This window comes from Exiguobacterium sp. Leaf196, assembly GCF_001423965.1.
Taxonomy (GTDB): domain Bacteria; phylum Bacillota; class Bacilli; order Exiguobacteriales; family Exiguobacteriaceae; genus Exiguobacterium_A.
Map to the genome: position 1 here is coordinate 119,818 of NZ_LMPV01000009.1, position 13,011 is coordinate 132,828.

Below are 13,011 nucleotides of genomic sequence, written 5' to 3' on the forward strand. Positions count from 1 at the left end.
TCACTTCTCATTCAATGCCGGTATATCTACAATATGCTGACCATTATATGAACGACCTTGCTCATCAAGGAAATGCCCTACACTGAGGCACTGTCCTTTTCGCAATTGGCGTAAATCATCCGGATTCGCCATACCAATTCGACTCGCAAGAATTTTGAGTTCGCTTTCAGCAGGAGAAAAATATATCTTCGTCCCAGCATTATCTAAAATTGATAATTCATCTTTTGCGAAGTTATTAAAAGTTTGAGTCGCAAACCATGCTGACCAACCAAATTTTCGACCCTCACGTAAAATTTTTGCTGCCGGCGAACCATCTGTAAATGATAAATTTTGTGCTTCGTCTAATACAACTGGAATGGGTTCATCCTTTGTTCCATCTTGTGTAAAGTACCATAAATCCCATAGAATGAATTCCGTCATTAATTTCTTAATATCATCTTGGTCGTAACCAGCGAGTTGAATGACGGTCACCTTTCCGCCTGGTCCAAAATATTCTTTCCATTTATCTTCTGCTTCATAGTCGAATGGATCCATATCAACAAATTGTGTCAATCTACTTGTAATCGATGCGATTACGCTTGAAGTAGCTATATCCAACTCCTTGATTTCCTTCAATAAATGCTCCATTCTCATATGGTCGCCATGTTTGATGATTCCACGTTTCGTCGCTTCATAAAGCGCACTCTTCTGTTGTGGACCGAATGTCTTGTAGACAGCTTGGAATACATCCGCGACACGTGTCGCCACTTCATTAGGCTTTTCTTTCTCAATCCGTCCCACAACTTCTTTATCACGACGACGGAATGGATTCAACGGGAATCCTTCATGATAAACAATGCGTTCCGTCAGCTTCCCTTCCATTCGCTTTAAAAAAACTTCATCCAGTTGTGTTAACGTATAACTACTTGAATAATCTATCACAAGTGCCGATTGTCCACTGTTAGCTAAGTCAAGCAAAATTGATTGAATAAAATAAGTCTTCCCTTGACCTGATCTTCCACCGATTAGCAAATGACGATTCGATAAATTTTTATCCATGAACTCCCAATGAACTGCTTTACCTAAGCTTCTCCCAATCCAAGGACGTATCTCTTTATCAGGCGGTGTCACTACTGGCGATGTCACTACTGGCGATGTCACTACTGGCGGTGTCACTACTGGCGGTGTCACTACTGGCAGCTTCGGTGGCGATTTAATCACCACACCCTCCGAAAGCTCTTTCATTGAATATGCAAGAGTAGCATAGCCTTCATATTCTGGATATTCAAGCACCACTACACCGTCTCGTCTTTGACTCGTTGATGCTTCTGCTGCTTTACGGAAAGAGACGACAAAACCTGCACCGAATTCTTTTTCAAGCTCATTCGTAATATCAAAATCGTCATTCAAGAGTCCGTCGATTTCTTCACCTGATACTGTATAATCGCGTTCTGGCCAAACCTCATTATGCTTTATCTTGTCAAGATTATTGAGATAGATTCGAGCAAAATAATTTCTCAGGAACCGCGCATCGAAACCTTCGTCTGCAACAAGATAATCATGCAAGCGTTGCTTTAATTCTTTGACCTGCGAAATTCCTTTATCAATGATAGGTGTTTCATTTAAACCAATTTTAACCTCGACCGGATAAAGATGTAATTTAAGTCGACCACCCACTTGTTCAAGACCCATCAACATTAAATCATCACTACAATTCCCACGTCTACCAATCGTTTTGCCTGAGAACAATCCATCTTTTCTACTAAGTCCTACGCTCCCAGTCACCCTTACAATTTCCTCCATCGCAACAGGTACCCATCGAATATTTGGATGGTCAACATGTAGTAAGATTCTTTTTATCGCTGAGACCAGACTCATCTTTTCACGCTTATCATGGCTACGATTTTGGACAGCCCGTAACAACCATTCTCCATTAAAAGTATTGAATGCAAGAATGACGTTCTGAATCGCCTCTTTCGTCATCTCTACCTGCTGACTCTGCATGATTTCTTCGATGACATTGAAGTAAAGGTTCGATTTATCAGTTACTGTGATTGCATCGTAACTACTCGATGAGGACAGTTGGTCACTGTAATGAACAATGACGAGATGGTCGGAAGATTCTTGGAAATATTTCAAATCTACCGACGGATCAATGAATGTCACCCAATGTGCGCTTTCATAGAGAGATTTTAAGAAACGTTCACTCTCGGTACGCACGTGCATTGCGAGCGCAATACCTTTAGTGTATGCATCATGTCCGCCTCCTTGCATATTGGCGATAAGTTCGTTCATCTGATAACCAAAACGTGTCAGTTGCGTTCTTCTCGTGTCACTTTCACCGATTCCATACCCTGAACGATATCCACTACTGTCTGTTCGTGAAGAGACACTCGTCGTGAATAGTCCATTAAGATTCATACTACTCGGTAAACTCGTCATTAATTGACGTGATATGTTCTCTTCGTTTCGCATCTTATAAAAAGTTACATGCGCATACTCCATCGTTTCTTCAAAATCCTTTTTCATATAATGAATCGCAGACTGGAAAGCGACCATCACCTCATCCGCTTCAAAATCTTTTGTCGCGAAATCTATACCGGTTCGTTCTTTGAAAATTGATGCCGAACTCGCTTCGTTCAGTTCATCGAAGAAACTGGACGTTTTTTCATCTAGTTTATAAGAAGTCACCTCAATGTGGCGTAATGCATCCAAGTGACCTGACTGACGCACTTGACCTTTAAGCCAATCCACGATACCACGAAGAACTTCACGATCATTCGCAATATTTACGACGTTGATACGAAGTGCAGCTTTTTCATCAATAGAGAATAGATATTCATAATGATCAACGAATTGTGTCATCTTCTCTGAAACGATTTTAGCTAAATAACTGCTTGTTTCTCCTACAGACGCCTCTTCACTCGGCCGATATAAGTGCCACTCTGCCATTCGACTTTCATCAATCGGCATGTATAAATCATCTTGCATCTTTAGATAGGGTACAACATACATTGCTTTCAAACGCCGCAATATATTTGCATCAACTTGTTCTTCAGCTAATTCTGCCGATACCTGCAGCTGATAGGCGACATTTAATGGAGCGAAAGGTGAGAAATATACGGATTTCCCTTCCCGAATCATTCCCAGACGGAAAAGATTTCGTTCTGCGTCTATCATGACTTGTGAACTTTCTATTTGTTCGATGCTATCGAGATATGCATCGACATATCGTGTTCCCACCGTAATCATTTCTTCATCATAGTGAATCAAGGAAGGCATTCCGCCTTTTCGCTCGATAGTTTGTAAAAATTCCATGTATATCTCTTCAAGTGTGTGTGGAAGCTCTAATTCAACTTCCTCCAGTTCATCCAAACGAATTGCAGCAGACCGCATTTTTGTATTCGTCCAGTTTTTCTCCATCATCAAATAACGGCGGTCATTCTCATAAATCGTGTAAGGTAGATTATCAATTTCGACACGCTTTCCATCTTCAAGCATTTTAAAAGAAGAACGAGATTGACGTTTCTTTTCCCATAACTTCGAACCTTCCAATGGAATCGAACGGATTGCAATATCTTTAACGACGATTGGCATCGAAGTTCGCCCATCCGAGATTCGGAATCGAAACTCATCCTGCTCCTCGATTTGTTCACCTTTAAAAAGTAAGATAGCTCCTTCATCGATAGTTACCGTCTCATCATCTACTAGAACAGGAATTTCTGTTTCTCCTTCGCCGATCCGAACACCTCTTCCATCAAAATTCAACCGGATTGCCTGTTTGCTTTTAGGTGTCGTATCGACTTGGAAAGAAGAAAAATGAGGTACTAACCATTCCTTCGGACAACGTAAGATGGCAATATTAAATTTATACGTACTCGCCGCTTTATTCTCGTGTTTGTAAACCACTCGCTCGAACAACGTTTCACCTGATGAAGCATCAATGTTAACTCGAATTGAGTGTCCGCTCGATACAGCATTTCCTGTCGAGATGAACCGATTACTAACGTGACGGTCAAATGGTAACTTTAGTTCGATAGTCGAAACATGTGAAGGAGCAAATAACAATAGATTCCATTCGCGTCGTCCGGCTGTTGTATCTGCCTTAGGTCGTTTCTCGAGATGGACTTCCTCGATTGGTGTTATATCATCCGTTGATACTTGAATGCCGTTTGCCTCGAAATGAATTACTTTCTTCTCGGAAGCGACCTCCTCCCACTCAAGAATCTTATTGAAATCCTGTACATACCACTTTTCATCATCACTTAAGGTCGAAGCCCCTTTGTCATACAATTCCTCTAAACGATCTCTTGCATTCCCCATCTCGACTAACCGACCTATTTCTTCATGCTTTCGAGTATTCACGTCAAGACGTCGGTCGATTTCTCGTTCACGTTTCATCCATTCTCTTGAGTTCACTTCATACCGTGCTTGCTCTTCTAATAAGATACCAAGCCCACTATCTTGGAAGTAATGAAGCGCACGATAATCCGCTTGTTCTAAGTTCCCCTTTTCTAGTAAAGCAAGCGTCTCCTCGAAATCAAGGAAGGATGTATTTTGCATACGCGTTGTTTGTTCACGATTCTTTAGATAATGCATGAAGGCGGCTTGTTCTACCTTCGAAAATCGACTGACCTCTAGCAACTCATCCATACTCTTGACCATTTGACTGACGTGTAGTGGAAGTCCCTCACTCATGAGATTCCGTCCACCGCCACGAATTGAGTCATTAAGCGTGTCGGAAAGAAGGACAAGAGAAGTTCCCTTCCAAATTCCTTTTTGTTCACTCATCTCATTTCGAAGTGTAACTAAGAAGTCGATACTCGTATCAATCCCTGTTGCAGCAATAACGAATTTTTGACTGCCGTATTCTAAGGAAATTGTCTCATACGTTCGTGTTCCAGATGGATGACGGTACTGAAATGGTTTACTCGTCGATAAATTGGAGAGTGCATTATACATTTCTACGACGTGTTTCCTAGAGGGCAAGTGAACATAATATCGATCCGTTTGTTGATTTAGTGCCTCTTGCTGAAAGAAGCGATTCAATTGTTGACTAATATGATTAAAGAATGGATTTGACATATTGAGCATCCCCACTATCGCTTTTCTTTTCCAAATAATTCAATTTATCAAGTAGTTTAACGACTTCTTCTTTCGAATTATAGTCGAACCAAACACCTCGTTCTTCGAGCCGCTTCCATAGCTCACGTAGTTCGATTCGCTCCTCTTTTACTGATACTGCAACCAGCATCAATAACTGTTCTTGTGACAAGGATAATAACGTTCCAAGTGAACCACCATTTTTCCGATAGAATTGTTTTACAAGCATTTCAAGTGTCTTCGGATATCGGGAATTCAATTCTTTCGATACTCCCATCCGAATCGTTCGATGTAAATCTTCGAAGGCATCCCGCAATGTTTTTCCTTCTAAATTGTGTGGTACATCCTGTTTCGTCCAAGTAGCATATTCTTCTTCTAACCATTCATAAATCGATGATATGAATGGTTGTCTCCCTTCTGGTTTTTCAGCGAAAAACTCGAAGTAGTCATGGTATAGACGGTTCTTATCATGACCAATAAAATCGTTCATCGATAAAATATTCAATGCATGCTCATGCGCATAGAAATGTTCCAGTCCGTACTTAATCAATCTGTATCCACTCTCATAATTTTCACGCCATTTTGCTCCCTTTTCCCATCGAAGAAGAAAGTATAAAGGTTGAAGATGGTGCGCCTCAAAATGCCCAATTTTGTTCACTTTGAAGATAGTTTGTGTAATCGATGTGAATGCATAATGAACAAGTAATGCTGACAGATTCTCGATTAGAAATTTTGGATTACGCCGCATATGTGCTACGTCCTCTTGAAAACGTTCCTCAAGTCCAGGAAATAATGAGCGATATGTCTCTTCTCCTTGATCGTAGCGCGCTACTGGAGATAATTGCTCCATGAGTACTGTAGTGATGATATCCATTTCCTCAGTCGTCTGGAAGTGGTCATGTAAGACAGTTCGGTTTTCTCTCGCATATGTGTCATATAGATACCGAGCAAAGTCGATTTCCCCTACTTGTTCTCGTTCATTTTCCGAAAGAGGTACCCGCTCTAATTGCTCAATTTTATCGATTCGCTGACTTGTTACGTCATGATTTGATTCTTCTAGATAGTACTCAAACAGTTGCTTAGACTCATCATCGTCGAATTTTCCTAGTCTTAGCACGTCATCAAAAGACTGACTTTTTAAATCGATTTCTGCAGATTTCCCTTTAATCATCCGTACGAATGCACCGGTAACTGATAAAAAACCGTTCTCAAATTTCACACGCTCTGGCTCTCGGGTAGGAAAAGGCAGAAGATAGACGTTCTTTCTTCGTGCAAAAACATATTTTCCACCTTTTCCTGCAAAACGCCGGATGCTTTCCTTCTTAAGTTGATACATTTACTTCACCTTCTTTACTTCGTATCGTGATTTTGAGAATTTTGGTTTTGAAATTTCTAGCATCGAGTAATCTAGTGTATGGACAAGCAATAATTTATTCGTCTTGTCTGCCCCTTGAATTAGCTTTTCATGAAATTCAGCAAATTGAAGTGCATTTTGTACATCTTGTTTTGTAGGACGGTAGCCGGATGCTACTTTTTTCAGTAAAGCAAACAAAGAATAATCCAAATCAAATAAGTGATTTGTCGCATCTTGTTGATATCCGATACGGACCGAAGGCTCAAAACGAGTTAAGATATTCTGCCCTTCAGCCATCCCATACGTTTCTTCGTCGACACTTTCTTCGACTTTCAACGTGATGGCCATACGGAATCGTTTATTCGGTGGATCGATGTATATATAACCATCGCGCGGCGAACCTTTCCACATATACAATACGTTGTTTAATAGTTCAAAGACCTCGCCCATACCTTCTTCGTCCCCGGTGTAGTAAGCAAATAATAGCTGGACGAATGATTCATAGATATCATCAATTTTTTCTGGATAGAGTAAAGCATAGTTACGAATCAACAGACGTGCGAATGCAAGCTGTGTCTCACGACCATAAGCTTCTGATAGACGTTCCCATACACCATCCAATGCTCGATCACCCAGAATTTCTTTAACCATTCTTTCAGGATGTTCAGTCATGATGAAACGTGTCAACATCATATCGAAATGTTGAAGGCGCATCTTCACAGGGTCAACTTCATGTAAAATATGAAGAAGATGAGAACGGTCAGGGTGTGCGAATAAAAGATTTGGTAACATAGCATCAATATGTTCTTGAAGTGAAGAGATAGCCGTCGTCACCTTTACCGGTACGATGATATCGTAAATGAAGTTATACAAAGCCCGCATAGATATGATTACTTTTTGCTTAATCATCGCCTCGACTAAAGCTTTGACTACTGCTTGTTGTACAGATTCATGTTGCAACAACTCAAAATTCTGATGAGCCGCCGTTACATTTTCTTGTTGAATATCTTTTAACCATGATTTATAAAATGGATTTTTTTCATCCTTCGCTGTGATACGTCGGATAATTTCCAAACAAACTCTAGAAGTGGCCCCATTCGACGTCACTTCATAAAATTGTTCTCCAGAGAAATTAAGTAGATGGAAATGCCCTTCGCTTTTTCCGTTACTCGCGGCTGATGCAAACACTTCACTTCGATCGATAAAAGACGTCACTTGATTAAAACGCCCTTTAGATTTTTGAAGATGATAAAAATTATGCAAGACACCTAAATTGATGGCAATAATTGTCGTCCTCGCCTTTTCCGGTGATGCATCGAAATGATGTAAGACTCTCTCCAGTGTCTCAAGCGCATTTTCACTTGGATTATGTGCTTCGGTCGAATCATTATGTACCAACACCTCTTCAAACAAATCAGGACGATTCTCCATCAAATAAGCAAGTAGATGACTTTTCCCATCTCCTACACTACCGCATAAGAGAATCAGGCTAGGTGAAGGACTCTTGCGAGCCACTTCCAGTTTTTCCGTCAACATTTCCTGAATAGGACGAACAACATGCATATAAGCCCGAAGAGACCCAAAAGATTCTGCATGAACAACAGATTCTTTCGACGAAGATTGTAAGACACGCATTCTCGTCAAAAAGTCACCAGACTCTGTTATGAAACCAGTATTCGATTCTTTGTATTCAAGATGTTCGGGTTTCTCGATAGCCACCTCAACAGGTGTAGGACTCGTCTCAATAATCTTAGACATCGGAAAATCTGAAATCTTATTTTCTTTAGCAAAGAACTTACAATCACTGATCCAGGATTGAGCGATTTCCATTAAAATATTTAGCGCTCTAAATCCTTTTGAAACACGAAGATTCTCTGCATAAATTGAATCGCTTATTTTAATATATTCGTTCGCAATTTGAAATTCACGCATCGATACATTAAGTCCAACTCGCATATGTTTCCATGCCAAATGTAATAAGTTTTTTTGAAACAAGTGTGATTTCGTTTTATCTTGGCCTATTTGCTCAGCTAGTTGTGTCGAACGCTTTTCAGATAATGCTATGAATAATCCATCAAGATACGCTAATGCCTCCGTCGGACTATCTTCAATCATTTGATTAATCTCATCGAAATGAAAAATTATTTCGTCTACATGAAGAAGCGTCTGTAACTCTCCCCAAACTTCTACTTCTTTCAATCAATCTCACCCCAATTAGTTTATACATTTATTTTAATAAGTTATATTTAACTTTATCATTATTTGGATAGAATGAACATTCAGTTTCCTTTTTTAGCAAAATATATATTCATTCTATATCGAACAATTTCTAATATCATTTTATAAAAATCATTCGACGCATAATCAACTGTCGAAATAGTTAATTTGTTGTTTTCGAATACGAATGGCCTGCCCATTTTCGGAAACGGCATTTTTTTTAATAATCTCTCAACTTTAGTAGCATCAAACGTTCCTTTTAACTCAGCCGTTTGGGCATCCTTCAATTCCCGATACTTCTCCGCATGCAAATAATCATAAAAGAACGGTGCGACTTCTTCGGCCGTAATCGGCTCCATCCAGCGCTCTTCTCCCCGCTCAAGCATCGCTAGCAAGACGACCATCTTATAGCTCCGGTTCATGATCGTCTTTTCGACCTGCTCGATCAATTCACGATTTGCTTCATATGCTTCGATCTCTTCGTCTGATAACTCCTGATGCTCTTTTAAGAAACCAATGTAAGAACCCCACTCCTGTTTATAGCCTTGCGGAACTGCTGCATACTCACCGATTTCAACATAGGATGGTCGACGACCGAGTTCGTATTTGATTTGCTCATATTGTTCAATCAGTCGTAACTTCCGCTGACTTGGTTGCCGGAGTCGATGAATCAATTCCAATGCCCGTGTATCGAACTCAATCACACAGCCGGGCGGTGGCGTAATCGGTTCTGTCTCCCCTCGCTTGAACGATTCTTTCATCGTTCCGAGCAATTTCAGTTTCGTCTCGACGTTACGATAGTTCCCGATCAAATCAATGATGACGCAGTGCGATTTGTCTTGCGCTAAACGTAAGCCGCGTCCGATTTGCTGTGTATAAATGGCGACGGATTCAGTTGGACGACAGAACAGAAGTGTATCGACTTTCGGAATATCGACACCTTCGTTAAATAAATCGACAGTAAAGAGAACGTCAATTTCGCCCTGCTCGAATGCTTGCATATGTTGCGCGCGATTCGTCGTCTGCCCTGTCAGTGCAAATGCCGTCGTTCCTTTTTCCCGGAATACTTGCGCCAGATATTCCGCTTGCTTGATCGACGAACAAAAGCCGATCGTCTTCGTTTGCCGATGTTTCTCCCAAGAATGATAGATATTATCCGCGACTTCACGATCGAGTTGCCGATGCTCGAGTTGCGACGCATCATAGGTCCGACCAATTCGTCGAATCTGAGAATAGTCGATCGTGTCATGAATACCGTAATAATGAAACGGCGTCAAAAATCCTTCAGCAATCGCTGCCGTGAAGTGCATCTGGAAAGCAACGTTATGGTGACAGATCGCATAGACATCGGCTCCATCCATTCGGTCTGGTGTTGCCGTCAGACCGAGCAAGAAACGAGGCGTGAAATGATCAATGATTTTCCGATAACTCGTTGCTGCCGCGTGATGGAACTCGTCAACAATAATGAGATCAAACTGATCCGTTGCAAAACGGTCCAAGTGACGCTTTTGCGCCAACGTCTGGACGGAAGCGAAGACGATCTCCGTCGTCTCTGTGACGGTCCGGTCACTGCCGATATAAAAGCCAGTCTGCCACGCCGGATTGACTTTTTGAAACGAACGCTCTGCTTGCAGTAATAGTTCTTTTTGATGTGCCAGGAACAGGACTCGTGTAAAGTTTCCCGCAAAGAACGCACTCAGATAGGTCTTCCCTAGTCCAGTCGCAAGCACTGCCAACGCCCGTGTCCGTCCTTCTTCCATCGTTTCCCGTAACGCTTGCAGCGCTTCTTCCTGCACCCGGTGCGGCAGGATTTCTGGCGCAACGACGACCGTTCCTTCGTCATACTCGACTTCTGGTTCTGCGACATATTGACGTGCCGCGTACTCTTGACGATAAGCGTCTAAGACAACCGGATTCAATTCCTCTGCCGATTCGCTGAGATAAAGATCCATGAAGGCATCAATCGCATCATCAAGGATCTGTGGAGCGACAGCTTGCGGTAGATGAACGTTCCATTCAATACCGGACCGAAGCGCACTGTTCGAGATGTTCGACGAACCGACGATTGATAAGCCAGTCTCTGCGTTTCGAAACAGATACGCTTTCGGATGGAACGAGCGTCCGCCTGACCGATAAAAGCGAACTGACAACCCATCAAGCGCAAGCAACTGCGCCAATGCTTCTGGATCGGTGATATGTAGATAGTCGCCAATCAACAGCCGAATCTCGGCTCCTCGTTGCAAGGCGCGACGAAATGCCGGAACGAGCAAGGCGACGCCTGACTTCTGAGCAAACGCTGCGACGATATAGACTTCCTCTGCCAAATCAATGGCCTCGACGAGTGAGTCATATAAGTGATGCGTCGTCAGCTTCGCTTCCGGGATCAATCCTCGACCTCGATCAGGTAAAGGCGTTCTTCGAATCCGCCGCGTTGTTGCTGTTTCTTCGTTCGGACGGCTTCCAGTTCCTCGACTGTCACGCCATGTGTCTTCGCTAACGCTTGGATGAGCTCCAGTAAATCAGCTAACTCCTCGACAGCGTCTGCGTCCGTCGTCGCTTCCTCGTATTCAGCCAGTTCTTCATGTAATTTCTTTTTCGCTTCCACTAGGAATTCATTTTCATCCAACGTGCGGAACGTCGCTTTTTTCCCATTTTGGTCGATGATGTTTGGAATCGCGTCTCGAACTAATTTATGATAAAGTGGCATATCAATTCACTCCTTTGAAGGGTTGAGGGATCTCCGAGTCGAATCACTCGGTGTCGTACATATGTATTTTATAAGAGGAGGTTCTTTTCATGTCTACATTCAAACAGATCGACACAACGAACGCCCCTGCTGCAATCGGTCCTTATTCACAAGGCTTCATCGCGAACGGAACACTCTATGCTTCTGGTCAAATCCCGATCGATCCCGCAACAGGTGAACTTGTACCAGGCGGAATCACGGAGCAGACGGAACAAGTCATGCGAAACGTCGATGCCATCCTGAAAGAGGCAGGACTGACACCTGACCGCGTCGTCAAGACGACATGCTACTTAACGAGCATGGAACACTTCGCTTCTTTTAATACGATTTATTCCGATTACTTCGCACCGCACGATTACTTCCCGGCTCGGTCTTGTATCGCGGTTAAGGAACTACCAAAAGGTGCATTAGTTGAAGTCGAGATCTTAGGACTCGTGTAATCTGATCGCTACGCACTCGTTGCGTAGCGTTTTTTCATCGCAATCCCCAGCGTCCTGTTCCTTTCCTCGTCTCACTGTAAAAAAGGTCCTGCTCTCCCTGGTACAATTCACACTCACTCGCATGCAGGTAGATCAATTTTCGAATACGTGCCTCGAGTCCTGCTTCTGATGTAAACCGTGATAGATCCAAATGTTCTATTTGTCTGACGCGCTGGTAGATATCAATTAAATCGAGTGGCGATTGTCGTTCTAGGATTTTCTGAATTGCATCAAGTAACTGCTGACTCTCATCCGTCATGTCCTTCTAACTCCTTTCTCATCACTTTATTTTGAATCGCATTCATCACAATCGGTATTTGCACGACCAGATTCAAGACACTCACTCCGAGAACCAGTTGACTGACTGTCAATGGATTAAAGTATCCTTCGCCATATCCTTCCCCCACGCTGAGCGCGATCCCATACGAAATCGCAAACGACACCATATTGCCGATGACGATGTATTTCGGTTTTCCACTCCGCGCAAGTGAATATGATAGAACACCGAGTCCAAATAAAAATAAGGCATACCCTAGTATCGAACCCTCTTTCCAATCGAGATAAGGTCCAAGCCACGCAAACGGTATCAGATACAATAGGGCTCGTTTCATTGTTCACCCTCCACTTCTTCGTCTTTTCGGTTACTCCCAGCATCGTAATAACCGTATAGCAGTTCTCGAATCATCTCCCACCCTGGTGGAAACACGTTTGATCGTGAAATTATTTCTGTTCCGTTTTCTGTCGTCACATGAATCTCCCAATCTGTTCCGCCAATAATAGTAAAGCTTTCAGGATCCGAATACTCTCGCCATTCATTGGCATTAAATCGATCCGACCACATGTCGATTAGATAGATGTCCTCTTCCGTCAGCTTTCTGAATAATGGATGCTCTTCTTCATCTAGAAAGAGACGCCCTTTCGGATACCATGGACCTAATAATTCTTCCTCATCTTCCGCACGAAGCGTCTGACTTGCGCGATCCCACCAAAACGTCTGTCCTCTTCCCATACCGGACTCTCGGAAATAAATTCGTTCGACTGTTTGCATCACGCTCATCCTCTAAAATTGATATTTCCATTATAGCCCATTTGCTATTTTTAACCTGTTACATTTTTTACTATGGTTCTGCTGA

The 13,011-nt window shown here is 42.4% G+C and carries 9 protein-coding genes; 1 reads left to right on the top strand and 8 read right to left on the bottom strand.

Annotation, left to right across the window (positions count from 1 at the left end):
* The 5 genes from dptH to ASG02_RS12480 form a co-directional block, all read right to left on the bottom strand.
* A complete protein-coding gene (dptH, locus tag ASG02_RS12460; RefSeq protein WP_156359008.1) occupies positions 1-5,073 on the bottom strand; it encodes a DNA phosphorothioation-dependent restriction protein DptH in 5,073 nt (1,690 codons plus the stop codon).
* On the bottom strand, positions 5,045-6,418 hold the full coding sequence (dptG, locus tag ASG02_RS12465; RefSeq protein ID WP_056063936.1) for a DNA phosphorothioation-dependent restriction protein DptG: 1,374 nt from the start codon (positions 6,416-6,418) through the stop codon (positions 5,045-5,047). The genes dptH and dptG overlap by 29 nt, the downstream gene beginning before the upstream one ends.
* Positions 6,419-8,635 carry a DNA phosphorothioation-dependent restriction protein DptF gene (gene dptF / locus ASG02_RS12470; protein ID WP_056063939.1) on the bottom strand — a complete coding sequence of 739 codons (2,217 nt, stop codon included), beginning with the start codon at positions 8,633-8,635 and terminating at the stop codon, positions 6,419-6,421.
* Between the two features lie 80 nt (positions 8,636-8,715).
* The gene (locus tag ASG02_RS12475) at positions 8,716-11,040 is read right to left on the bottom strand and encodes a DEAD/DEAH box helicase family protein (protein ID WP_056063943.1); all 2,325 of its coding nucleotides are present in this window, start codon (positions 11,038-11,040) and stop codon (positions 8,716-8,718) included.
* Positions 11,037-11,360, bottom strand: coding sequence for a nucleoside triphosphate pyrophosphohydrolase (locus ASG02_RS12480; RefSeq protein WP_056063946.1), 324 nt, complete (start codon positions 11,358-11,360; stop codon positions 11,037-11,039). Before ASG02_RS12480 ends, ASG02_RS12475 begins: the two co-directional genes overlap by 4 nt.
* 89 nt (positions 11,361-11,449) lie before the next feature.
* Here ASG02_RS12480 and ASG02_RS12485 point away from each other — a divergent pair, with 89 nt between their 5' ends.
* Complete coding sequence (locus ASG02_RS12485; protein ID WP_056063949.1) at positions 11,450-11,839, top strand: RidA family protein; 390 nt, start codon at positions 11,450-11,452, stop codon at positions 11,837-11,839.
* Positions 11,840-11,873: 34 nt separating this feature from the next.
* On the opposite strand, the gene ASG02_RS12490 is transcribed toward ASG02_RS12485, so the two are convergent.
* Genes ASG02_RS12490 through ASG02_RS12500 form a run of 3 tightly spaced genes read right to left on the bottom strand, consistent with a single transcriptional unit; the run spans position 11,874 to position 12,926 of the window.
* Entirely contained in the window at positions 11,874-12,137 is a 264-nt protein-coding gene (locus tag ASG02_RS12490; RefSeq protein ID WP_056063952.1) for a hypothetical protein, read from the bottom strand.
* Positions 12,127-12,489 carry a hypothetical protein gene (locus tag ASG02_RS12495; protein WP_056063955.1) on the bottom strand — a complete coding sequence of 121 codons (363 nt, stop codon included), beginning with the start codon at positions 12,487-12,489 and terminating at the stop codon, positions 12,127-12,129. Before ASG02_RS12495 ends, ASG02_RS12490 begins: the two co-directional genes overlap by 11 nt.
* Entirely contained in the window at positions 12,486-12,926 is a 441-nt protein-coding gene (locus ASG02_RS12500; protein ID WP_056063957.1) for a hypothetical protein, read from the bottom strand. The genes ASG02_RS12495 and ASG02_RS12500 overlap by 4 nt, the downstream gene beginning before the upstream one ends.
* Positions 12,927-13,011 lie beyond the last annotated feature (85 nt).

Excerpts from the sequence above, each read along its gene's own strand:
- dptH (WP_156359008.1), bottom strand. The coding sequence starts at position 5,073 with ATGCTCAATATGTCAAATCCATTCTTTAATCATATTAGTCAACAATTG.
- dptG (WP_056063936.1), bottom strand. The coding sequence starts at position 6,418 with ATGTATCAACTTAAGAAGGAAAGCATCCGGCGTTTTGCAGGAAAAGGT.
- ASG02_RS12480 (WP_056063946.1), bottom strand. The coding sequence starts at position 11,360 with ATGCCACTTTATCATAAATTAGTTCGAGACGCGATTCCAAACATCATC.
- ASG02_RS12485 (WP_056063949.1), top strand. The coding sequence starts at position 11,450 with ATGTCTACATTCAAACAGATCGACACAACGAACGCCCCTGCTGCAATC.
- ASG02_RS12490 (WP_056063952.1), bottom strand. The coding sequence starts at position 12,137 with ATGACGGATGAGAGTCAGCAGTTACTTGATGCAATTCAGAAAATCCTA.
- ASG02_RS12495 (WP_056063955.1), bottom strand. The coding sequence starts at position 12,489 with ATGAAACGAGCCCTATTGTATCTGATACCGTTTGCGTGGCTTGGACCT.
- ASG02_RS12500 (WP_056063957.1), bottom strand. The coding sequence starts at position 12,926 with ATGCAAACAGTCGAACGAATTTATTTCCGAGAGTCCGGTATGGGAAGA.